25 protein-coding genes are annotated in these 20,303 nt (G+C 64.9%); 6 read left to right on the forward strand and 19 right to left on the reverse strand.

Translation table 11 applies throughout. The features are described from left to right. Positions 1-44 precede the first annotated feature (44 nt). The 10 genes from AC1DMG_RS02765 to AC1DMG_RS02810 all read right to left on the reverse strand — a co-directional run bounded on the left by AC1DMG_RS02765 (position 45) and on the right by AC1DMG_RS02810 (position 6,218). Positions 45-356 carry a hypothetical protein gene (locus AC1DMG_RS02765; protein ID WP_441601774.1) on the reverse strand — a complete coding sequence of 104 codons (312 nt, stop codon included), beginning with the start codon at positions 354-356 and terminating at the stop codon, positions 45-47. After that, positions 353-814, reverse strand: coding sequence for an ABC transporter ATP-binding protein (locus AC1DMG_RS02770; protein WP_441601775.1), 462 nt, complete (start codon positions 812-814; stop codon positions 353-355). Before AC1DMG_RS02770 ends, AC1DMG_RS02765 begins: the two co-directional genes overlap by 4 nt. A gap of 20 nt (positions 815-834) precedes the next feature. After that, the gene (locus AC1DMG_RS02775) at positions 835-1,200 is read right to left on the reverse strand and encodes an ElaB/YgaM/YqjD family protein (RefSeq protein WP_441601776.1); all 366 of its coding nucleotides are present in this window, start codon (positions 1,198-1,200) and stop codon (positions 835-837) included. An 84-nt stretch (positions 1,201-1,284) separates the two neighbouring features. Beyond that, positions 1,285-1,440, reverse strand: coding sequence for a DUF1328 domain-containing protein (locus AC1DMG_RS02780; RefSeq protein ID WP_441601777.1), 156 nt, complete (start codon positions 1,438-1,440; stop codon positions 1,285-1,287). A 130-nt stretch (positions 1,441-1,570) separates the two neighbouring features. After that, positions 1,571-2,191, reverse strand: a complete 621-nt coding sequence (locus tag AC1DMG_RS02785) for a YbhB/YbcL family Raf kinase inhibitor-like protein (RefSeq protein WP_441601778.1) — start codon at positions 2,189-2,191, stop codon at positions 1,571-1,573. Between the two features lie 55 nt (positions 2,192-2,246). After that, positions 2,247-3,341, reverse strand: coding sequence for a PQQ-dependent sugar dehydrogenase (locus tag AC1DMG_RS02790; RefSeq protein WP_441601779.1), 1,095 nt, complete (start codon positions 3,339-3,341; stop codon positions 2,247-2,249). 61 nt (positions 3,342-3,402) lie between these two features. After that, positions 3,403-3,792, reverse strand: coding sequence for a DUF3224 domain-containing protein (locus AC1DMG_RS02795; RefSeq protein WP_441601780.1), 390 nt, complete (start codon positions 3,790-3,792; stop codon positions 3,403-3,405). A 75-nt stretch (positions 3,793-3,867) separates the two neighbouring features. Next, positions 3,868-4,875, reverse strand: coding sequence for a YheT family hydrolase (locus AC1DMG_RS02800; protein WP_441601781.1), 1,008 nt, complete (start codon positions 4,873-4,875; stop codon positions 3,868-3,870). Then, positions 4,872-5,690: a lysophospholipid acyltransferase family protein gene (locus tag AC1DMG_RS02805; RefSeq protein WP_441601782.1), complete on the reverse strand. Its 819-nt coding sequence runs from the start codon at positions 5,688-5,690 to the stop codon at positions 4,872-4,874. The genes AC1DMG_RS02800 and AC1DMG_RS02805 overlap by 4 nt, the downstream gene beginning before the upstream one ends. Positions 5,691-5,741: 51 nt before the next feature. Beyond that, positions 5,742-6,218 (reverse strand): Lrp/AsnC family transcriptional regulator, encoded by a 477-nt coding sequence (locus AC1DMG_RS02810; protein WP_441601783.1) that lies wholly within the window; start codon positions 6,216-6,218, stop codon positions 5,742-5,744. Between the two features lie 145 nt (positions 6,219-6,363). Between AC1DMG_RS02810 and phhA the strand changes: the two genes are divergently transcribed. Then, complete coding sequence (gene phhA, locus AC1DMG_RS02815; RefSeq protein WP_441601784.1) at positions 6,364-7,254, forward strand: phenylalanine 4-monooxygenase; 891 nt, start codon at positions 6,364-6,366, stop codon at positions 7,252-7,254. A gap of 169 nt (positions 7,255-7,423) precedes the next feature. Next, the gene (locus tag AC1DMG_RS02820) at positions 7,424-8,041 is read left to right on the forward strand and encodes an OmpW/AlkL family protein (protein WP_441601785.1); all 618 of its coding nucleotides are present in this window, start codon (positions 7,424-7,426) and stop codon (positions 8,039-8,041) included. 70 nt (positions 8,042-8,111) lie between these two features. Here the strand turns inward: AC1DMG_RS02820 and AC1DMG_RS02825 are convergent, their stop codons facing one another. Both AC1DMG_RS02825 and AC1DMG_RS02830 read right to left on the reverse strand, forming a co-directional pair. After that, positions 8,112-8,795 carry an RES family NAD+ phosphorylase gene (locus tag AC1DMG_RS02825; protein ID WP_441601786.1) on the reverse strand — a complete coding sequence of 228 codons (684 nt, stop codon included), beginning with the start codon at positions 8,793-8,795 and terminating at the stop codon, positions 8,112-8,114. Between the two features lie 161 nt (positions 8,796-8,956). Continuing rightward, positions 8,957-9,349, reverse strand: coding sequence for an MbcA/ParS/Xre antitoxin family protein (locus AC1DMG_RS02830; RefSeq protein ID WP_441601787.1), 393 nt, complete (start codon positions 9,347-9,349; stop codon positions 8,957-8,959). 162 nt (positions 9,350-9,511) lie between these two features. On the opposite strand from AC1DMG_RS02830, the gene AC1DMG_RS02835 reads away from it, so the two are divergent. Beyond that, entirely contained in the window at positions 9,512-10,054 is a 543-nt protein-coding gene (locus AC1DMG_RS02835; RefSeq protein WP_441601788.1) for an SRPBCC family protein, read from the forward strand. Positions 10,055-10,105: 51 nt separating this feature from the next. On the opposite strand, the gene AC1DMG_RS02840 is transcribed toward AC1DMG_RS02835, so the two are convergent. The 7 genes from AC1DMG_RS02840 to AC1DMG_RS02870 all read right to left on the reverse strand — a co-directional run bounded on the left by AC1DMG_RS02840 (position 10,106) and on the right by AC1DMG_RS02870 (position 17,172). Further along, a complete protein-coding gene (locus AC1DMG_RS02840; RefSeq protein ID WP_441601789.1) occupies positions 10,106-11,896 on the reverse strand; it encodes a DUF885 domain-containing protein in 1,791 nt (596 codons plus the stop codon). Beyond that, on the reverse strand, positions 11,893-13,563 hold the full coding sequence (locus AC1DMG_RS02845) for a SulP family inorganic anion transporter (protein WP_477180163.1): 1,671 nt from the start codon (positions 13,561-13,563) through the stop codon (positions 11,893-11,895). The genes AC1DMG_RS02840 and AC1DMG_RS02845 overlap by 4 nt, the downstream gene beginning before the upstream one ends. Before the next feature lie 870 nt (positions 13,564-14,433). Beyond that, on the reverse strand, positions 14,434-15,141 hold the full coding sequence (locus AC1DMG_RS02850) for a helix-turn-helix transcriptional regulator (RefSeq protein WP_441601791.1): 708 nt from the start codon (positions 15,139-15,141) through the stop codon (positions 14,434-14,436). A 127-nt stretch (positions 15,142-15,268) separates the two neighbouring features. Next, on the reverse strand, positions 15,269-15,898 hold the full coding sequence (locus AC1DMG_RS02855; protein ID WP_441601792.1) for a glutathione S-transferase family protein: 630 nt from the start codon (positions 15,896-15,898) through the stop codon (positions 15,269-15,271). 37 nt (positions 15,899-15,935) lie between these two features. Further along, positions 15,936-16,340, reverse strand: a complete 405-nt coding sequence (locus AC1DMG_RS02860) for a GFA family protein (RefSeq protein WP_441601793.1) — start codon at positions 16,338-16,340, stop codon at positions 15,936-15,938. Then, positions 16,337-16,531 (reverse strand): hypothetical protein, encoded by a 195-nt coding sequence (locus AC1DMG_RS02865; protein WP_441601794.1) that lies wholly within the window; start codon positions 16,529-16,531, stop codon positions 16,337-16,339. Before AC1DMG_RS02865 ends, AC1DMG_RS02860 begins: the two co-directional genes overlap by 4 nt. A gap of 23 nt (positions 16,532-16,554) precedes the next feature. Next, entirely contained in the window at positions 16,555-17,172 is a 618-nt protein-coding gene (locus tag AC1DMG_RS02870; RefSeq protein WP_441601795.1) for a DJ-1/PfpI family protein, read from the reverse strand. Positions 17,173-17,499: 327 nt separating this feature from the next. Here AC1DMG_RS02870 and AC1DMG_RS02875 point away from each other — a divergent pair, with 327 nt between their 5' ends. The 3 genes from AC1DMG_RS02875 (at position 17,500) to AC1DMG_RS02885 (ending at position 20,270) form a co-directional block, all read left to right on the forward strand. Further along, positions 17,500-18,513 carry a class 1 fructose-bisphosphatase gene (locus AC1DMG_RS02875; RefSeq protein ID WP_441601796.1) on the forward strand — a complete coding sequence of 338 codons (1,014 nt, stop codon included), beginning with the start codon at positions 17,500-17,502 and terminating at the stop codon, positions 18,511-18,513. 194 nt (positions 18,514-18,707) lie between these two features. Next, positions 18,708-19,649, forward strand: a complete 942-nt coding sequence (locus tag AC1DMG_RS02880; RefSeq protein WP_441601797.1) for a patatin-like phospholipase family protein — start codon at positions 18,708-18,710, stop codon at positions 19,647-19,649. Between the two features lie 102 nt (positions 19,650-19,751). Next, positions 19,752-20,270 (forward strand): hypothetical protein, encoded by a 519-nt coding sequence (locus AC1DMG_RS02885; protein ID WP_441601798.1) that lies wholly within the window; start codon positions 19,752-19,754, stop codon positions 20,268-20,270. The last annotated feature ends 33 nt before the right edge of the window (positions 20,271-20,303 follow it).

Below are 20,303 nucleotides of genomic sequence, written 5' to 3' on the forward strand. Positions count from 1 at the left end.
CGCGTCACCTTCAGCGACGGGCGGCAGCGATGACATCGGCGTGTTCATGTGAAGTCGCCGGTGTCCTGCGTGACGTCGCCGGCGTTCTGCGTGAACTCGGCCACCAGTCGCATGGCCTGGCCCACGACTTCGGCTGCGGTGCCGCTCAGCAGCGCGCCCAGGCCCGGCACGCGTAGCGGATGCACATTGAGCTTGCCGAGCACGAAACCCGCGCCCGCGGCCAAGCCTACGGTCGTGAGCGGATGGCGTTGTCCACGCGCCAACAAGGCCTGGGCGGGTACCGCCAGCTCCTCGCGGGCATCCCGTGCACGGTTCTCCGCCGTACGTACCGCATGCAATTGCTTGAAGAGGCTCACGGCACGTCCTCCGGGTTGCTGCCCTGCGGACCGGGACGACGCAGGGTGTCACGCATCATCGCACTCCACTCGTTCCGCGTCGCGGGCAGCGTCATCCAGTGCATGCAGCGGCGGAACAACAGCATCGCGCCGGCGAGAAACAGCAGCTCCACCAGCGATAGCGCGGCCAACGCCCAGGCCCACGAGCCGAGCCACTGCGCCAGCAGCCAGCCGATCAGGCCCAGCAGGGTCAGCCCCATGCCTACGGCCGCCACGGTGGCGACCAGACCGGCGATGAGCAGCCAGTGGACGGCGCTGCGCGCCAGCCCCAATTCGGCGGACAACAGCTTCAGTTGTGCCCCAAAGAGCTTTTGAAAAGCCCGACCGAGACGGCCGATATCGTCCAGCAGGCCCGGTGGCGCAGGAGGTGGCGTCTCGTCAGGCGCGGCGGGCGCGTCTTCGCGTCCGGTCTGGTCCATCCCCTGTCCTCAGTCGTCTATCAGCGACGGAGTATGCGGCCAAGCAGCCAGCCGGCGCCAAGGGCGATGGCTACGGACTGCACGGGCTTCTCGCGCACATAGTCGCGTGCACGGTCCAGCCATTCGTCGGCGCGGTCGACGGCCTCGTCGTACACCTCACGTCCACGCTGGCGATATTCGTCGGCTTTCTCAGAGGCGCGGGTGGCGGTATCGGCGGCCTTGTCGGTGGCGCGATGCAGGCTGTCCTCGACCTTGTCGGCCGCGCGATCCACCGCTTCCTTGGTGCTGCTCACGGCGCTGGTGGTCGCCTGCTTGATGCGCTCGGCGCGTTCCTCGATGCGCTCGGCAGCGGTGTTTTCCTCGTGCGCCTGGACTTGCTTGTTCATGACGTTCTCCGTTGAAGCGGACATGCAATGGTCTTGAATCGGTGCCGCGAAGCGCATCGGGATTCAGCCCGATGCGCCGTTCGCTCAGCTCGCGCGCCTGAAAAAGGCGATCACAGCCAGGATCAGGAAGACGACGAACAGGATCTTCGCGATACTGGCAGCGGTACCGGCAATGCCGGTGAAACCGAACAAGGCAGCAATGATGGCGATGACCAGGAATACCAGGGCGTAGTGCAGCATGGGGCGATCCTCTCAGCGGACATGACATCGTCCTGCCGACCATTCACCCACAGCCCATGCCTTGCGAGCGTGAAAATGATCTCAGCCCACGCCGCCCTTTGGTCGCCGTTCACGCTGGCGACAAGGTCGTCTAAACGGCTGCGGGATTGATCGTATAGCTGCCCATCAGCTCGGCCTCGGCCAGCACATGGCCGTCCATCGCCGCGCGCAATGCGCTGACGGTGAAACCATCGGCCAGCTTGAGGCTTTCCACATCCAGCGCGTACAGGCGGAAATGGTAGTGATGCACGATGGAGTCGTTCCACGGCGGGCACGGGCCGTCGTAGCCGAGATATTCGCCGCGCATGTCGGCATCGCCGGCAAACCAGCCGGTGTAGTCGTTCACGCCCTGCACGCTGCCCGGCGGGCCGTACGGCGCGCGCTTGCCGCGCGGCACGATGCCGTCGCTGCAGGCGCCTTCGGCCAGTTCGCCGCATTCCACCGGAATATTGGCCATCAGCCAGTGCACGAATTCCACGCGCGGCAAATCGGCCGGCACGGTGCGTCCTTCCTGGTTCACGTCGTCCGGCTTGCTGGGCACGTCGAAGTCAAACACCGCCAGCACGAAGGAACGCGTGGCATGCGGTGCATCCTTCCACGCCAGGTGCGGGCTGAGGTTGTCGGACAAGGCGAAGGGTTCGCCGCGTTTGCCGAAAGCCAGTCGGGCCGGCATCGCCTGACCGTGTTCGAAACTGTCGCTACGCAATTGCAAGGTCGTTCTCCGGGATCAAAGCGAGTGGGTGAAGCGTCGCGCAAGCCGCGGCGCGTCAGGGGTTTTGGTACGTCACGCGGTAGAGCGCGCCGGCCAGGTCGTCGCTCACCAGCACGCTGCCGTCGGGGAGCGGCTGCACGTCGACCGGCCGGCCCCAGGTTTGTTCGTTCTGCTCGAATCCGTCCAGCAAAGGCTCATAGGCGGTGACCTTGTCGCCGCTCAGATGAGCGACCATCACGCGATAGCCGGACTTCCTGGTGCGATTCCACGAGCCATGCTCCGCCACGATGATCGCGCCCTTGTAGTTGGCGGGGAACTGCGAACCCTCGTAAAAGCGCATGCCCAGCGCCGCCACGTGCGCACCGAGCTTGTAGATCGGCGCACTGTAATCCTTGCAGTTCTTGCCCTGGCCGAACTCCGCATCGAGTGTGTCGCCCTGGTGGCAATAGGGATAACCGAAGTGCTCGCCCACGTGCGACAGGCGATTCAACTCGTCGCTGGGCATGTCATCGCCCATCAGGTCCCCTCCGTTGTCGGTGAACCACAGCTGCCTGGTCTTGGGCTGCCAGTCGAATCCCACGGTATTGCGGATACCTGAGGCGACATCTTCCAGGCCGCTGCCATCGGCGTTCATGCGCGTGAGCTTGGCGTAGTCCTTGTCCTTGTCGCAGATATTGCACGGCGCACCCACCGGCACGTAGAGCTTGCCGTCGGGACCGAACGCGATGAACTTCCAGCCGTGATGCGTCTCGGTGGGAAACTTGTCGAAGACCACGTCGGGCTTGGGCGGATCGTCGAGATGATTCTCGATGTCGCGCAGCACCAGGATCTTGCTCACCGCCGAGATGTACAGATCGCCATTCCTGAAGGCCACGCCCACCGGCAACTTCAGGCCGCTGGCGATCACGCGCACCTTGTCCGCGTGGCCGTCGTGCCTGCTGTCGGTAAGCGCATAGACCTTGCCCGCGCTATTGGAGCCGACGAACACCGTGCCCTTGGCGCCCAGCGCGATCTCGCGCGCATTGGGCACCTGGTCCGAGTACACGGCGACATGGAACCCCTTGGGCAAGGTGAGCTTTTCCAGTTGGGGCGCCGCCATGGCTGTGCAGGCCACCAGACATCCGAACAAACCCAGCATCAACTTGAGCATGGACGGCACTCCATCGCGGGAGTGTCGAAGCGTAGCGCCATCGCGGCGACGGGGAAACGTTTCACGCCAGGCTGTAGTGGAGGTCGTAGGAATGCACGCCGTTGGCGACGGTGATGGTGAGCGCGCCTTCGATGCCCGCCAGTTCGTCAGTGCCCGAATCGGGCACGATGGTTACCGACAGCTGCGGCGACCCGCGATGCATGCTGCCGCTGTGTTGCAGTGCGAAACGACCATGACGCCCGTGCAGGCTGCCTTCGACCCACTCCATCGCCACGTAGCCTGCCGAACCGTCGATCGGCGTGCCGACGGCGAGCATCGTTCCCTTGCTATGGCCCTGCAGATCGCCCTGGAAGACCTTGTCGATCACCAGACGGCCAACACCGGGATCGTCAATGCCTGCCTGCGGAGGCTGCGGCGTGATCTTCACTTCGAACGTGCCCTTGGCATGCATGGCCGGGTCTCCAGGCAGAACGGTGGTGAGACGGATGATGGAATGCCGTTGTGACAGCCACAAGGCCGCGCAGTGCTATCGCTGCGCCACCACGGCATTGAAACGTGCGGCGATGTACTCGTCAGTGAAGCTGGTCATGTCCCAGCCGCGGATATAGCCGCAATGGCCGCCGTAGTCGGAGATATCCAGCTCCACATTCGCCGGCAGATCGAGTCGTTCGAATGCCGCCACGGGGATGACCGGATCGTCGCGCGCGGTAAGAATGGTGCACGGCACGTGCATGCCTTCCAGCGCGCGACCGGCCACGGAATAGCCGTCCAGATAGGCTTCGAGCGAACCGAAATCGGTGTGCCGCGAGACCAGCGACGCGGTCAGTCCGCGCAGACTCTGCTTGAGCTCGGCCAGTTCGAAATACTGCACGTGCGGGAAGGCCGCCTGCTTGGCCTGCAGCGAACGCCGCCACTTGTGCATGAAGTACGCCTGGTAGAACCACGGCGCCTGCCCTTCCAGCGAGAACAGGCCTTCACCCGGATCGATGATCGGGCACACCGCCAGCGCATAGCTCAATGGCAGGCCTGCCGCCGGCGCGTGCATGGCCGCGCGCAAGGCGAAGTTGCCGCCGAGCGAAAAACCCGCCAGCGCAAGCGGTCGCGACGGGAAGCGTTGCGCAATGTCGTTCAGCGCATGCAGCACTTCGTCGATGCGGCAGGAATGGAACAAGGCCTCGTTGAGGTGATGGCTGTCGCCGTGATCGCGGAAATTCAGGCGGAACACGTCCCAGCCATCGGCCAGCAGCCGGCTTCCCGTCTGCAGCACATACGTGGAATCAACGCTGCCTTCCCAACCATGGAACAAGACGGCCAGACCGCGCGATTCCGATTGCGTCCTCTGCCTGGTGTAGGCACCGGTGAGGCGCACGCCATCACCGCCATTCACCACCACCTGCTGGGAATCCTGCAGCACCGTTTGCGCCGCCTTGGGCAGCATCAGGCGCCGCACGCCGCTGGAGGACAGCATGGTCTGGATGTGGCCACTGCGTAGCGGCCACGGTGGCTGAAAATCCTTACCCCGGGGCAGCGTCATGCGTGTTTTTCGTGTTCCGGCTTGTCTTCCAGCGCCATCGCAATGCGCTCGCGCGAGGTTTCCGCCATGCGACGGCGCGCGTCCGGCGCAGCCGGCACGGGTTCAAGGAAATGCACTTCGGCGTCGAGCGGGGCTTCGCCCAGCAGCCGCAGGAAGTTCTGCATGAAGTTCTCGTGCTCGCGGAAACCGGCATCCAGGACGCGACGGCCGTCGCGCGCAAAGCGCAGCGCCACCGGCTGCACCGGCACCTCGGCATCGAGCGCCGCCTGGAAGATGCGCGCATGGAAGACGCGCAACACGCCGTTGTGTCCGGTACCGCCCTCCGGGAAGACCGCCACGGAACGCCCCCCGCGCAGCCGATCCACCATCACCTGCATCACCGCTGCCAGCGAGTGATTGCTGCCGCGGCGATGGAAAATGGTGCCGCCCGCCGACGCCAGCCAGCCCACCAGCGGCCAGCTGGCAATTTCCGCCTTGGCCACGAAGCACGCCGCGCGCTGGCTGTGCAGCAGCTCGATATCGATCCAGGAGGTGTGGTTGGCGACGAACAGCACAGGATCGGCCAGCGGCTGGCCAACGCGCACAGAGCGCAGACCGAAGATGCGGAGCAGGGCTGTCGACCACCAGCGGATGGTGCGATGCGCAAACGGCTCGCGGCCATCTTTCATCACCGCGTCACGGCGCCAGGTAAGCACCAGGGCACACAGCAGCACGCCCAATACGATGTGCAGCAGCAGCAGCGGCACGCGCCAGAAGTAGCGCAGGGGCCGAATGACGTCTCGGCGGGCTGGGGCGGAGAGGGATTGGCTATTCATCAGTCCGGTTAGTTTAGCGTTAGTCGACCCCTGCGTCCCCGCGTCGCAGCATCAATGTTCCAGCTGCGACAGGGGCAAGGCCGAGGACCGTTTCACGGTCCGCAGCACGAAGCTGGAATTGACATCGGCCACCCCCGACGCGTTCAGCAGGCGATCCAGCAGGAAGCGCGAAAAATCCTGCAGGTCAGCCACATAGACATGCAACAGGTAGTCCATGTCGCCGGTCAGCGCATAACAGGACACCACCTCCGGCCAACCGTTCACCAGCTCCACGAAGCGCTCGACCACGGCGCTCTCATGCTTGCCCAGCTGCACGCGGACAAAAGCCTGCAGGCCCAGCCCTACGGCCTGGGGATCCACCTGGGCGGTATAGCCGGTCAATACGCCGTCGGCCTCCAGGCGCTGGAGGCGGCGCAGACAGGCCGAAGGCGACAGGCTGACCTTCTCGGCCAGGTCGGCATTGGTGATGCGGCCGTCGGACTGCAGGACGGCCAGAATCCGCAGATCGGTGCGGTCCAAGGTAGCCATGGCAATAAATCTCCATAGATACGGATGAGGGAACACGATTATTGCTTAGCTGAACTGAATCAATGCAATAAAACAATCATCGTGCGCGGCAATCGCCCTATGCTGGCTTATCCAAGCAGGTCGGCCTTGTTTCCAGGAGCACGCCATGAACACCCCTCCCCGCCGCGTCGAACATCAGCAGACCGATCGCGGCTATGTCCCGGTGTATGCCACCGGCGTGGTGGAGCAGCCTTGGGCGGATTACTCCGCTACCGACCATGAAGTGTGGGACACGCTCTACCAGCGCCAGAGCGACCTCCTGCCTGGCCGCGCCTGTCAGGAATTCCTTGATGGCGTGGCACGTTTCGGCATGGGCGCCGGYGGCATCCCCAAGTTCTCCGAGCTCAACAAGGTGCTGGGCGCTGCGACCGGCTGGGAAGTGGTCGCGGTGGAAGGCCTGCTGCCGGACGAGGTGTTCTTCGACCATCTCGCGCATCGCCGCTTTCCGGTGAGCTGGTGGATCCGCAAGCCGGACCAGCTCGATTACCTCAGCGAACCGGACCTGTTCCACGACCTGTTCGGCCACGTGCCGTTGTTGCTCAACCCGGTGTTCGCCGACTACATGCAGGCCTACGGCCGCGGCGGTATGAAGGCCTTCGCGATCGGCCCCGAAGCGCTGATGAACCTCACGCGCCTGTACTGGTACACGGTGGAGTTCGGCCTGATCAACACCAAGGACGGTATGCGCATCTACGGCGCCGGCATCGTGAGCTCCAAGGGCGAGTCGATCTACTCGCTGGATTCGGCCTCGCCCAACCGCATCGGCTTCGGCCTGGAGCGCGTGATGAGCACGCGTTACCGCATCGACACGTTCCAGCAGACGTATTTCGTCATCGACAGCTTTGAACAGCTGTTCGAGGCGACGCGTCCGGACTTCACGCCGATCTACGCCAGCCTGCGCGAGCAGCCGGCGTATGCGGCAGGCGACGTGCTGGAGAGCGACCGCGTGTTCACGCGCGGCAACCGCGAAGGCTGGGCGACGAACGCCGACACCTGATCGTMAGCTCTACCGCAAAGACACAGAAGGCCCGCCTCGCGCGGGCCTTTTCGTGCGTGCGCGCCTGCGTCCGAATGCCCTACGAGCACATGACCTGGATCAACAGCGAGCAACGACTTCCTAACGACCATGACGTTGTCCCCCAACGAAAACATGATGGAACAACGCCATGAAAGTCCTGCTTCCCCTCGTCATTGCCGCGGCTCTTGGCACGCTCGCCGCTCCCACGGCCCACGCTGAAGGCACCGATTCGTGGGTGCTGCGCGTCGGCGGCGCCGTGGTCGCCCCCAAGGACAACAACGGCACCCTGGCCGGCGCACGTGCGAACGTGAGCAGCAGCACGCGACCGACCATCGACCTCGAATACATGTTCACCCCGAACTGGGGCGTGGACGCGCTGGGTGCGTGGCCGTTCCTGCATGACGTCAAGCTCGCCGGCCTGGGCACAGTGGCGCGCACCAAGCAATTGCCGCCGACCTTCGGCGTCAACTATCACTTCATGCCTGATGCGGCCTGGTCGCCGTTCCTGGGCGTGGGCGTCAACTACACCAACTTCTTCGGCACGCATGGCACCGGCGCGCTCTACGGCAACAGCGTGAGCATCGCCAACAGCTGGGGTGGCGCCGTGCGCGCGGGTTTCGACCTGAGGATTTCCGAGAAGTGGCTGGCCACGGTGGACGTGCGCTGGGCCAATATCGAGAGCGACGTGAAGGTCAACAACACCAAGGTAGGCACCGCCAAGATCGATCCGGTGGTGTTCGGCGCCAGCGTCGGCTACCGCTTCTAAGGGGAGACCAGTCGGCACGGAAGCTGCGCGGGGCCCTTCGCAAGAAGGGCCCCGTTTTTTTCGCAGGCGCTCAGCCGCGCTTCCACTCATCCACGGTGAGCACCTGGCCGATGCGCTTGCCGTCCCAGCGGTACATCAGGTGCTGCGCCTGCACGCAGGGCGCCACGCGGTCGGGATAGAACACGGCGACGCATTCGCCCCCGGCATGCCGCACGCTGTCGTAGACCAGCCCGTCGGAACCTTGCTCACGCAGCTTGCGCGCCAGCGCAACGCCTGCCGCGTAGTTGTCCGGATCGTGCTCGGGTTTCCAACCGCCACGCAGGTCGTGCAACTTGGCCTGGATGCTGGTGCTGTAACAGCGCATCTCGATATCGCACGGCGGCTCGGCCGTTGCCGCCAGAAACAGCTCGCGGTGATAGACCGTCTCTTCGACCGCCGTGGCCACACTATGCGCGGCGTAGAACACGCCCCAGCTGCCATCCGAAAAACGGCTGCCTTCGGGATTGAGATGGGTGAACGCGGCCATCACCGGCGTGCTGCCGGGGCCACTGATGCGCCGATCCGGCGGGACCAGATGCAGGTCGCCGATATCGTTGCGCAGACGCGGATTGGTCATCGCCTCGATGGCGTACAGCGCTTCAAGGTCGCCCGGATCAGCGATACGGTCGAACACGCCGATGGGCGGAAAACGGCTGGGCACGATGCGGTAAGCGTGACCCCAGCGGACGCGTTTGAGCGGTGGAATGTCGGCCATGACGTGAAGCTCTCGCGCGGTCTGCCAGAGGGGAGAAGTATGGCCTGAGGGCGTATCGGGGGTTGCGACGTGGAGCGCAGGGTTTTGTCTGGGGTGGATGTCTGAGGAAAGCCGCAAGTCTGCGGTCGCGCACAAGTGCGCTCCTACAAAAGGCGTCGGGGTCAGCCGCGTTGGGCGTCGAGGTACTGGCGCACCACATAAAGGTCGGCGACGTTGCCCGAGAGCATGCGTTCCAGTGCCGATTGGCCGCCGAACAAGCTGGAGCGGTTGGCGCGATGGACCCAGCCGTCCGCCTGGTCCGCATCGGGAAACAGGATCTGCAGGTCCTTGAAGATGCCCAGCAGGTAGCTGATGCGCTCGAGCGTGTCGCGCCCCAGGGTGCCGCTCTGCAGCCGCTTCCACTTGTAGAAAGTGGATTCCGGCGGATCGCCCAACAGGCGGCGCTGGTCGGCAATGCGCAGGTTCCAGCGCTCGGCGATATTGAAGAAAGCGCGCAAGGCGGGGCCGCCGAGATCGGCGATGGGATGGGTTTCAGGCTGGAGATGAGCCGCCATGGTTCAACTCTCCCAGTGAAGTTAGGAGCCAATTTACTCCACTGATGCATTTTTCGCCAGTGGTCCGGTCATCCGCCGTTCGGCCAGTACAGCGCGCGCACGGGTCGCCGCATACTCGGCCCGCCCGGTGACGCCCACGTGGCATCGATCAGAGGGAAACCCATGCGTATTCAAGTCATTGCCGCCGCCACGCTGCTGTCGTTCCATGCCCTCGCCGTCCACGCCGAGGTGAAGGAAGCCGCGCCCGATCACCTGCTGATCCAGGACGCCCGCACCGTCCACGCACCGCCCGAGAAGCTCTATGCGGCGCTGATCGACGTAGCCAAGTGGTGGAACAGCGAACACACCTACTCTGGCGACGCCTCGCACGTGAGCCTCAAGGCCGAGGCCGGCGGCTGCTTCTGCGAACGCTGGAATGACCAGAGCGTGCAGCACGGCCGGGTGATCTGGGCCGCGCCGGGCCATCTGCTGCGCATGGATGCCGCGCTGGGTCCGTTTCAAGCCATGGCCGTGCAAGGCGTGCTGACCTTCACGCTCAAGCCCGCGCCGGAAGGCACCGCGTTGGCGCTGGAATACCGCGTCAACGGTTCCAGCGCCAGCGGGCTCGACAGGATTGCGCCGGTCGCCAACGGCATGCTGATGGAACAGCTGCAGCGACTGCAGCGTTATGCGGAAACCGGCAAGAGCACACCGGCCAAACCCTGAGTTTTCGCGAATGCCACGCCCCCAGCCAAGCCGGGGTCGTGGTGGGGCGACTTACTTCTTCGCGTCCTTGTCCTTTGCGCAATCGCAGCCGAAATCCGGTGCCGGTCCACCGTCGGCAATGAAACGATCGATGCGCTGCTCCAGCACCGGCAGCGGCACCGAGCCGATCTGCAGCACGGTGTCATGGAAGTGGCGGATGTCGAACTTCGAACCCAGCGCCTGCTCGGCCTTCTGGCGCAGCGCCAGGATCTTCAGGTAGCCCAGTTCATACGACAGCGCCTGGCCCGGCCAGCTGATGTAGCGATCCACTTCGTTGGCGATCTCGCGATCGGACAAGGCGGTGTTCTGCGTCATGAAGTCGATCGCCTGCTGGCGCGTCCAGCCCAGGTGATGGATGCCGGTGTCGACCACCAGTCGGCAGGCGCGCCACATCTGGTAGGTGAGGTAACCGAAGCGATCGTAGGGCGTCTTATAGATGCCCATCTCATTGCCCAGGTACTCCGAGTACAGGCCCCAACCCTCGCCGTAGGCCGAGATATAACCCTCGCGACGGAAGTCCGGCTGGCCGCGCTGCTCGGACGCCAGCGCCAGCTGCAGTGAATGGCCGGGCGCCGATTCGTGCAACGTCAGCGCCGGCATGTTGTACAGCGGACGCGACGGCAGGTCATAGGTGTTGACCAGATACGTGCTGGCGCCGCCGCGGCCCGAGGTGTAATACGGCGCGATATCGGCCGGCACCGGCACGATGGCGAAGCGCTGGCGCGGCAGGCGGCCGAATTCCTTGCCGAGCTGCGCGTCTACCTGCTTGGCCACCCACGCGGTGCGCATCAGCAGTTCGTCGGGCGTCTTGGCGTAGAACTGCGGATCGGTACGCAGGAAGTGCAGGAAATCGGCGAAGCTTCCCTTGAAGCCCGACTCCTGCATGGTCTTGACCATCTCGGCATGGATCTTGTCCACCTGCTCCTGGCCGATCTTGTGGATGGTGTCCGGATCCAGATCGAGCGTGGTGTATTCGATGATCTGCTGGCGATAGAACGCCTTGCCGTCGGGCATGGCTTCGGCGGCGAGCGTGGTGCGTGCCTTGGGCACGTAGTCGTTGCGATAGAAGCTGAGCAGGTTGGCGTAGGCCGGGATTACCTTGTTGCTGATTGCCTTCTTGGCGGCATCGCGCAGCTTGATCGCGTCGGCGGCCGGCACGGTCGAGGGCATCTTCTCGAACGGCTTGTAGAAAGTGCTCTGGGTCGGGTCCTTCAACTCCGATACCGAGCTGATGGACGCGTCGCGTCCCTTGAGCACTTCGCGCGGCACGGTGAAGCCACGCGCCAGACCGTCGCGCATATTGTCGATCTGCTGCTGGAAGTACGCAGGCACCTGGTTGAGGCGATCGATGTAGCGCTGATAATCCTGCGTGGTGCGCAGCCGGTCGCCTTCGAGCACATAGCCCAGGTCGCTCCAGAACGCCGAGTCGCTGTTGAACGGCATCTGCCACTGCTTGAACTTCTGCGAGGCGAGCAGGTTCTGGATCTGCGCCCGGTATACGGCGTAGTTCACCTGGTCTTCCGGCGACAGTTGCTTGACGTCGATGCCATCGAGGTCGTTGGATACCTTCTGCCAATAGTCCTGGCGCTTCTGCTGGTTGGCCGCGTCCACATTGTCCAGGCGCGAGCCATTGGGTTGTGCTTCACCCGAGCTGGCAATGCCGGACTGGCCGTTGCGCCACGTCCACTCCTGCTCGTAGATCTGCTTGAAGCGTGCATCGGCGCTGGTATCGGCCCAGGCCGGCGCGGCCAGTGCGAGCGTGGTGGCCGCGGCCAGCCAGGTGGTGCGTAGAGCTTTCTTCACTGCGGGTTTCCCTTTGCCAAAGAGGTCGTGAGCGGCGATGCCGACACGGCATCCTCCACGCTCCAGTCATCCAGCGCCTGTGGCGGAAGCTGGGGTAGCGCTATGCGGGACAGCGCGTCCCGCGCATCGCCCTTCAATCGTGCCACGCGCAACTCAATGCCACGACTGGCCAGCCATGTAGCGAAATCGGCGAGGGATTCGAGCGAGGTGCCGTCCAGGTCCGGGCTTTCCTCCAGGCTGAGCACGACGCGACGCAGGCCTTGGCCCGCTTTGACGCGTTCGCGGGCCTGGGCCAGCATGGCCTCGGCATTGGCGAAGAACAGCGGCTCCTCCGGCCGCACGATCAGCATGCCCGGTACCTGCAGCGCCTCGGGATGTTGCGCCGTGTCCACGAAATCGTGCCCGTCGGCCAGCCGCCCCAGTATGCCCAGCCGGGGCGTGGCGAGCTGGCGCAACAGCATTACCAGACTGAAGGCGATGGCGAACAGCAAGCCGTTGAGGATGCCCAGCGACAACACCGCCACCACCGCCGCCAGCAGCACCAGCCGGTCGCGTTGCCAGCGAAAATACGGTGCGAACACCGACACCCGCAGCGATTTGCTCACCGCGTGGATCACGATGGCCGCCAGCACCGGCTGGGGAATGCGCTCGATCCAGCGCAAGGCCAACAACACCAGCACGAGCACGCTGACGGCACCGATAAGGCCGGCAAGGCGCGACCGCGCACCGGCCGCCTCGTTCGCCGAGGTGCCGGAATATCCTGCGCCCACCGGCATGCCGTGCAGCGCACCGGAGATCACATTGGCGATGCCGAGCACCAGCAGGTCGCGATTGGGATTCACTGTGTCGCCATGCTTCAGCGCAAAGCCGCGGATCGAGCTATAGGACTCTGCATAGAGAATGAGCAGCAGCGCTGCCGCCAATTCCACACTGGGCAACCACTGGTCGCTGCGCGGCCACGTCGGCCAACCCAGATCGGTCGCCAGCTGGATGGGGCCCGTCAACGCCACGCCATGCGCCGCCAGCCAACCCGATGCCAGCACGCCCAGTGCGATGGCCACCAGACTTCCCGGCAGCCGACGAATGCGCTCGCAGGCAAACAGCAGCAGCAACGCAACCAGGCCCGCACCCAACGCCRCCACGTTCACCTGCGGCAACACCTTCGCCAATTGCACGATCAGCAGCGGCATGAAATCGCCATGCACGTCCGCCACACCCAGCAGATGCGGCAGCTGCTTGAGTGCGATGACACAGGCAAGCCCAAAGGTGTAGCCACGCAGCACAGGACGCGCAATCAGATGCGACAACCCACCCAGTCGCGCCGCACCGGCCACCAGAAAACAGCCGCCTGCCAGCACCACGAGCGTTCCCGCCAATGCGACCCTCGAAATACTGTCACCACCAGACAGCGCCAACGTTCCCGCCGCCAGCACAGCTGCCGACGACGAAGTGGCGGACACGATCGCATAGCGACTGCGCCCCAACAGCCCATACGTAGCCAACCCCACGAACAAAGCAATCACGCCCGCCTGCGGCGGCAGGTTGGCGATACCGGAATAAGCGACCGCTTCGGGGATCAGCAGGCCGGCAATGGAGAGACCTGCGACCAGATCCAGATGCCAGGTGGATGGCGCTTTGGCTACGACGGGTGGTGTTGTCGTGGGCATGGGGCGCTTCCGGCATGGATGGGGGGGAGGGTAGCTGATTGCGGGGATGGTTCGTTGTTGCCGACCTCGGGTTGCTCGCCGCTTAGGCGCGGGCGGATTTTCGCTACCCATCGGCTCGCAGCACCGTCGCGCCCGCTCTTCTGTGGGAGCGCACCCTGTGCGCGACCGCCACGCTGCGGTGCACCGCTCCGTAGGTTTGTCGCGCACAGGGTGCGCTCCCACAAAGAGCCGAGCGGCAAGATTGATCGGCCATCTCCATACCTGCGTCCCCCTTGTAGGAGCGCACTTGTGCGCGACCGCACYACCTGGATGYACCGCTCCGTMGGCTGGTCGCGCACAAGTGCGCTCCTACAAAAGAGCSGCCCRACAGMGTCGGACGTCGCGTGGCTCTTGATGYGGCTCTTGATCTCGGGGTCCCCGTATGACGCGGCGGGCGGGTGGAGGAAAGCCCGAAGGGTGGCCGCAKGGATGCGGCCAGTTTTTCGACAGGACAGGGATGTCCTGTCGAAAAACCCCGGAGCCCGACCGCGCACCTGGAGGGCGCAGCCCGGAAGGCGCGTCATCCGGGGGGCCCTTCTCTTTGGTTACTTTCTCTTGGGCAAGCAAGAGAAAGTAACCCGGCCTTCCCAAAAAGGGGACTAGCTTTGCGTCGCCGGCAGGAGGTCGGAAGCCCGCGGCAGGCGGGCCAGGTCGCTGTATCGCGACAACTAAAGACCGAGGCTCTGGATGACCAGCCTTTGGCTGTTGAAAAGCGCTTCCGGCCTACGCCGGAATGACGAGCGAAAGAAGACTGCGGCACCTCCAAACAACGAGGCAGGGTTGGCCCCTCACCCCAACCCTCTCCCCGGCGGGGAGGGGGAGCGAAAGGCCTCAGCTCTCCATCCCCTCGTAATACCCCCGCATCGCCTGCAGATAGGCGTCCAGATTGCGCCCCTCCACACTGTCGAAGCGCTCACCCGTAATCGAACACCCATGAATGCGATCCGGGCGAAAATTGCGGAAGCCCACGCGCAACCGACACCAGCTGCCCAAGGTCCACGCACCACCCCAGAACGCCAGACACAACGGCTCAACCTCGCGCGTACTGGTACGGCCAGCTTCATCGCTGTATTCCAGCCGCAGCACCTGGTTATCCGTGATGGCCGCGTTGAGACGGTCAATCAACGCGGCGAAATCGGTCTTGGTCTGGTCACGCCAGATCGGCGCATAGATGCGCGTACGCGTGGAGCGCTCGCGCAACTCGGCAGGCAGGACGGCTTCGATCTTCAGCAGCGCGGCCTGCGCGCTCTCCGCCAGTTTCTGCCCGGCGAAGGCACGCACGAAGCGCGTGCCGACCACCAGCGATTCGAGTTCGTCGGCGGTGAACATCAGCGGCGGGATGTCCGAACCTTTGCGCAGCACGTAACCGACACCGGCTTCTCCCTCGATGGGCACGCCGGAGAGCTGCAGGTCAGCCACATCGCGGTAAACGGTGCGCAACGACACACCGAGTGTGCCCGCAAGCTGACGCGCCTGCAGCGCGGTCCGGCGACCCCGCAAGGCGTGGATGATGAGGAACAACCGGTCGGCGCGACGCATCCGTGGATGATGGCGGAGCGGCGCGCCCGGGAACAGCGCCGGGAGTCATGGTTTGCCTGGCCGCTCACCTCAGAGCCACTCGGCACGCTCTCAACAAACGCCATGACAACCGGCCGGCCATACGCCTTCACGCCGCCTGCGCTTCCGCCAAGGCCGCGTCCAGCGCCATCGCGCGCTGCATGGCCGGCCGGGACATCACGCGAGCCACATAGGCGCCGATCACCGGCACCTCGGGGATGAGCTTGAACATCGTCATCCAGTTCAATGCGCAGCCCCACAGCACATCCACCGCGCTGAAGCGTTCGCCCAACATGTAGGGGCCACGCTCCAGCTGCGCCACCAGCGTGGCGAACATGGTGTCCCAGTCGCCATAGGGACACGTGGATGGCGGCACCGCGTCGCGCTTCAGCGCGCGGTCCACCGCGGCCGGYTCGAAGCACGAGCCGTAGAACACCATCCAGCGCAGGTACGGCCCACGCAGCGGATCGTCCAGGCCAGGCGCCAACCCCTTATCCACGTACAGATCGGCGAGATAGAGATAGACGGCCGGTTGCTCGGTGACCAGTTCGCCGCGATGCCAGATGGCCGGAACCTTGCCCATCGGATTGACCGCCGTGTACGGCGTTTCACGCTGCTCGTTCTTGCGCAGGTTGAGCACGTGCATGTCGTATTCGACGCCCAGTTCTTCCAGCAGGGCGCGGGCGCCGCCGGAGCGGCTATTGGGTGCGTGGTAGAAGGTGACGCGTGGAGTGGTCATGGCACGTTCCTCGCTGCGAGAGAGCTTGGCGTCGAGATCAGAGATAGCTGGTGATGGCGGGCGCGTTCCACCAGTTGTTGTCGCGCCCATCGGAATAGCGGACAGGTGCGGCGGCCCATTCCTCGTCGCTCACGTCGTCCAGGCAGACCACGTTGACCGCCACGAACTCGCCGCCGATTTGTTCCACATAGCCGCGATGGAACGAATGCGTGCCGCAATGGCGACAGAACAGGTTGTGCGTGCTGTCGGTGCCGAAGCGGTAATCGACCAGCGCGTCCTCGCCGCTCACCACGCGAAACGTCTTGAGGTCGGCCCTCGCGCTCCAGAAGCGCAACTTGCGACAGATGGAGCAGTTGCAGCGTCCGGTGCCCGCGGACAGATCCAGGTCCGCTTCGTAGCGAACGGCGCCGCAGTGACAACTGCCGTGATAGGTGCGGGTCATGCGCGCGCTCCTCGCAGTCGGCGCGGCGTCAGCGATGCGCGCTCGGCGGTGACCTGCTTGCTGACCTCCTCTTTCTTGCCGTTCGCCGTTTCCGGTGTGGTTACCGGAAAGCGGTATTGGCCATCCATCAACAGCCCGCGCAGGTACAAGGGCCGGTATGCCATCAGGATCTTTCCGATCGACAGTGCCATGACATTCTCCTCGTCGTGTTCGCTCAGGCCGCCACGGCGGTGGCGGCGTCGCCCGCGCACCACGGCGGCGGCAGGGCGTGCTTGAACAAGCGGTACCAATGTTCGCGATCGCTCGGGTTGTAGAGGTCGAGCGTGCGGATCACTTCGCGGGCAAATTCCACGCTGCCCAGCTGGCTGGCGGTGATGACGCCCTCGTCGCTCACGGCGAGCGCGTTGGCGTCGTACTGCTCGGCGCCGGCATAAGCGGGCACATGCGTGCCGATGTGGCCCGGCCAGCTGCCGGTATGACGGCAGGCATCGAGCAGCCCGGCCCGGGCCAGCACCAGCACACCACTATCGACGGCCGCCACCGGCGCGCCTGCCGCGTGCACGCGCCCCACGGCCTGCACCGCCTCGTCGCCATCGCCGTGTTCCCACAGATAGCCGCCCGGGACGATCAGCAATGCCGCGCGCCGCAGGTCCAGCTCATCCAGGGTGAGCTCGGGCACCACGCGCAGGCCGGCCATGGAAAGCACCGGCTGCATGGAAAAACCCACCGTCTTCAACTGCCAGTCGCCCGGCCGACGGATTTCACAGAGCGCATGCGCCGCATGCCAGTCCGCAAAACCGTCGAACGCCAGGAAATACACCGTATCGCGCATGAGAGTCCCTCCTTATGACGGAGGCCAGTGTGGCTACCCCCTGCTGCCAACGTGTTGTCAGTAGGGGAGCCGCCGTGTAACCACCTGTGGGAGCGCACCCTGTGCGCGACAGGCGCCCGAGCGCCCCGCGAAGACCGGTTCTCGCCAGGCGCTCGGGCGCCTGTCGCGCACAGGGTGCGCTCCCACAGGGAGGGGGCCGACGCTCGTGGCGGTGGCTTGTCCGAAAAGGTTTTCAGGACGGATAGATGAACCCACTGGTCATACTTTGAGCTGACAAGTGTCGGCATCAACCGGGACAATAGGGGTCCCTTTGCTTGCGGGTTCGCCATGAAGTCCATTTCGCTCATCCAGTTCCTGATCGAGGAACGCCGCGCCGGCCGCATGAACGCCGAGCTGTCCCTGCTGATCGAAGTGGTCGCCCGTGCCTGCAAGCGCATCGCGGTGGCCACCAACAAGGGCGCCCTTGGCGGCGTGCTGGGCGAGGCGGGCACCGGCAACATCCAGGGTGAGGCGCAGAAGAAGCTCGATGTGATCTCCAACGAGATCCTGCTCGAAGCGAACGCCTGGGGTGGCCAGCTCGCCGCGTGCGCCTCTGAGGAAATGGAAGATCCGCAGCCGATCCCCGACATGTATCCGAAGGGCCATCACCTGCTGCTGTTCGATCCCCTCGACGGCAGCTCCAACATCGACGTGAACATTTCCGTCGGCACGATCTTCTCGGTGCTGCGTTGTCCCGACGGCATCACCGAACCCAAGGCCGAGCACTTCCTGCAGGAAGGCACCACCCAGCTGGCCGCCGGTTACGTGGTGTACGGCCCGGCCACGGTGCTGGTGATCACCTTTGGCCACGGCACGCACGAGTTCACGCTCGATCGCGAAGTGGGCAGCTTCATCCTGAGCCGTCGCAATATCCGCATCCCGGAAGAGACCGCCGAGTTCGCCATCAACATGTCCAACCAGCGTCATTGGGAAGCGCCGATGCAGCGTTACATCGGGGAGCTGCTGGCCGGCACGGAAGGCCCCCGCGCCAAGGATTTCAACATGCGCTGGGTCGCCTCGATGGTGGCCGACGTGCATCGCATCATCACCCGCGGCGGCGTGTTCTTCTATCCGCTGGACGCCAAGATCAAGTCCAAGGGCGGCAAGCTGCGCCTGATGTACGAAGCCAACCCGATGGCCTTCATCGTCGAGCAGGCCGGCGGCGCCGCCACCACTGGCCGCGAACGCATCATGGGGTTGCAGCCCACCGGCCTGCACCAGCGCGTGCCGGTGTTCCTCGGTTCGAAGAAAGAAGTGGAAGTGGCCACGCACTACCACGTCGAGGCAGACGCCGCAGGCTAAAGGCCGTCCCCCTTTGACGCTCGTCATCCCGGTACAAGCCGGGATGACGAGCAGTTTGCTGACCGTTGCACAACGTGCGCCGCAACCTGCCATCGTGCCGCCCTCTGGCGGTCGTACACTCGCTCGCCAGTGACCGGCCTGCCGAAGGATCAGCAGGCCGAACCTTCCTCTACGAGCCGCCCGCGCCCATCGACATGACGTCCACCCGCTTGTTTCGCCCTGTCCTGCCCCTGCTTGCCAGCCTGGTGCTGTGCGCCTGCTTCGGCAGCACCAAGCCCACGCCGCCGCCTGCGCCGATCGCGCCGCCTCCGGTGGTGAAGCTGCGTATTGGCCTGGCCCTGGGCGGCGGTGCGGCCAAGGGCTTTGCGCACATCGGCGTGATCAAGATGCTGGAGGCCAACGGCATTCGCCCCGATGTGGTGGCCGGCACCAGCGCAGGCAGCGTGGTCGGCGCGCTTTATGCGAGCGGCATGGACCCGTTCCAGCTGCAGGAGACCGCCATTGCGCTGGACCAGGCCAGCCTGCGCGACGTGCGTCTGTTTTCCGGCGGCGTGGTGCAGGGGCAGAAACTGCAGGACTACGTGAACGCCCAGGTGAAGAACCGTCCGCTGGACAAGCTCAACGTGCCGTTCGCGGTGGTGGCGACGCAACTGGAAACCGGTCAGCGCACGGTGTTCGTGCGTGGCAATACCGGCCAGGCCGTGCGTGCTTCCAGCAGCGTGCCCGGCGTATTCGAGCCGGTGGACATCAGCGGCAAGCATTACGTGGATGGCGGCGTGGTCAGTCCGGTGCCGGTGGATGCCGCGCGTCAGCTGGGTGCCGACGTGGTGATCGCGGTGGATATTTCCAGCAAGGCCAACGGCAGCAACCCGCAGGGCATGCTCAATATTGTCGGCCAGTCCATCAGCATCATGGGCCAGAAGCTCGGCGAGCAGGAGCTGGCGCGCGCAGACATCGTGATCCGGCCCAAGGTGAATCAGATCGGCGCGGCGGACTTCGAGCAGAAGGACCAGGCCATCATGGAAGGCGAGCGCGCCGCGCTGGCGGCCATGCCTGCGATCAAGGCGAAGATTGCTGCGATCCAGGTGGCGCGCCAGCAAGCGGCCAGCGTCGTGGCAACGCCGGTAACGCACTAACCCACAGCAGTTTCTCGCCTGGCTGTCCAGACGGCCATCTGGATGATTGGCCCAACGGACAGCTGCGCGCTAGTTTGCGCGCGGGGACAACCAGGGGGTTCCATGGGCGCGTGCAGCCAGTGCGGCAAGTCGATCCTGTTCGGTGGCCGACGACTCGATGGGCGACGCTATTGCAGCGCTGCCTGCGCCCGTTCCCATCCGCTGCACCTTGCTGCCGACCAGGTGCCACTGGACATCCTGCAGCGCCAGGTGAGCGAGTGGCGCCAATCGCGCTGCCCACGTTGCAAGCGACAGGACGCTGCCATCGACGTATACGAACACCACCGCGTGCATTCGCTGCTGCTGATGACGCAGTGGAGCACACGACGCAGTGTGTGCTGTCGTCGCTGCGGTCGACGCGACCAGCTGCTGAGCACGCTCTACTGCCTGGGGCTGGGCTGGTGGGGCTTTCCGTGGGGTCTGCTGATGACGCCGGTGCAGATCGTTCGCAACATCTTGGGCCTGTGCCAAGGCGAGCCGGCGCGGCCAACGACCGCCTTTGAACACGTCGTGCGGCGGCAGATCGCCAGGCACTATTTCGAGGCCCAGGGCGCGCTGCCGTCGTTCTCCGCGCACCGCTGAGCGACTTGGCGGCGCGCGGCCTGGCCTGCTAGC

It is taken from the genome of Dyella sp. 01N36 (genome assembly GCF_056399745.1).